Annotated in this window: 2 protein-coding genes; both read left to right on the top strand. The window is 74.0% G+C overall.

Annotated features, from left to right (window positions below):
- A partial coding sequence (locus VR45_RS11020; protein WP_045939524.1) for a DoxX family protein occupies window positions 1-398 on the top strand: 398 nt, incomplete at its 5' end.
- Between the two features lie 167 nt (window positions 399-565).
- The gene (locus tag VR45_RS11015; RefSeq protein WP_045939523.1) at window positions 566-1,387 is read left to right on the top strand and encodes an alpha/beta hydrolase; all 822 of its coding nucleotides are present in this window, start codon (window positions 566-568) and stop codon (window positions 1,385-1,387) included.
- Window positions 1,388-1,526: the final 139 nt, after the last annotated feature.

Below are 1,526 nucleotides of genomic sequence, written 5' to 3'. Positions count from 1 at the left end.
GCACCGAGGAGTTCCGGCACGACGGCTTCCGCGGCGGGACCCTCACCGCCCTCGCGGCCGGGGCCGGCCAGATCGGCTCGGGCCTGCTGCTGGCCGCCGGTGCGCTGACCCCGCTCGCGGCGGCCGGCGCCGCCGGGGTGATGACGGTCGCCCTGACCGTGAAGTGGCCGCACGGCCTCTGGGTGCAGAAGGACGGCTACGAGTACCCGCTCGTGCTGATCGTCGTCGCCACCGTACTCGCACTCACCGGGCCCGGCCGCTACTCCGTGGACCAGGCCCTGGGCCTGGCGCCCTGGGCCGCCTGGTGGGTCGCGGTCACCCTGCTGGGCGGCGTCGGCAGCGGACTCGCCGTCCGCGTCCTGCTGCACCGCCCCGAGCCGGTGACCGCCCGCCCCTGAGGCAGGCTCCGCCTCCTCCCCTCTCAGCGGCCCGCCCGCCACACGCGGCCTGCCCACTGCAGGCGGCCTGCGCACCGCACGCCGCCCGCCCGCCGCACGCGGCGGGACCACTTACCCCGGCCCGGCCCACCGGGCCCGGCCGTACCACCGACACCGAAAGGCACATCATGTCCTTCATCACGCTCTCCGACGGCTCGCAGAAGTTCTTCAAGGACTGGGGCACCGGTCGGCCGGTCGTCCTCTCGCACGGTTGGCCGCTGAACGCCGACGCGTGGGACAGCCTCGCCGTCGCCGTCGCCGAGGCCGGCTACCGGGTCGTCGCCCACGACCGGCGCGGGCACGGCCGCTCCGAGCAGACCTGGGACGGCAACCACATGGACCAGTACGCGGACGACCTGGCCGAGCTGCTGGAGCAGCTCGACCTCACGGATGCCGTCCTGGTCGGCCACTCGACCGGTGGCGGCGAGGTGGCCCGCTACCTGGGCCGCCACGGCAGCGACCGGGTCCGCAAGGCCGTGCTGCTGGGCGCTGTGCCGCCGCTGATGCTGCGGACCGGGGCGAACCCCGAGGGCACCCCGATCGAGGCCTTCGACGGCATCCGGGCCGGCGTCGCCGCCGACCGGTCGCAGTTCTACTACGACCTCAGTGAAGCCTTCTTCGGCTTCAACCGGCCCGGCGCCGAGGTCTCCGAGGGCAAGCGACGCGAGTTCTGGCTCCAGGGCATGCAGGCGGGCCTCAAGGGGGCGCTCGACTGCGTCGAGGCGTTCTCGGAGACCGACTTCACCGAGGACCTCCAGAAGATCGACATCCCGGTCCTGGTCGCCCACGGTGACGACGACCAGATCGTCCCGATCGCCGCTTCCGCCGAGAAGGCCGTGAAGCTGCTCTCCCAGGGCGTCCTCAAGGTCTATCCGGGCGCCCCGCACGGCCTGGTCGGCGCCTACGAGGCCGCGTTCACCAAGGACCTGCTGGAGTTCGTCGGCGCCTGACCCGCGCCTGACCCGCTCCGGCCGCGCCCAGCCTGCGCCAGGGCCGCTCCGGGTCCGCCGGTTCCATCAGTGCATCGTCCACGTACCACCGCCGCACCGCACTCCCGACGGGCCCCTCACCGGCGCCGACGCGCAGCCG

The sequence above is a fragment of the Streptomyces sp. NRRL S-495 genome (genome assembly GCF_000966955.1).
Taxonomy (GTDB): Bacteria; Actinomycetota; Actinomycetes; order Streptomycetales; family Streptomycetaceae; genus Kitasatospora; species Kitasatospora purpeofusca.
This window is presented reverse-complemented; position numbering and strand designations above follow the sequence as displayed.

What these genes read in the sequence shown, in the direction of transcription:
- VR45_RS11015 (WP_045939523.1), top strand. Translation starts at nt 566, where the DNA reads ATGTCCTTCATCACGCTCTCCGACGGCTCGCAGAAGTTCTTCAAGGAC.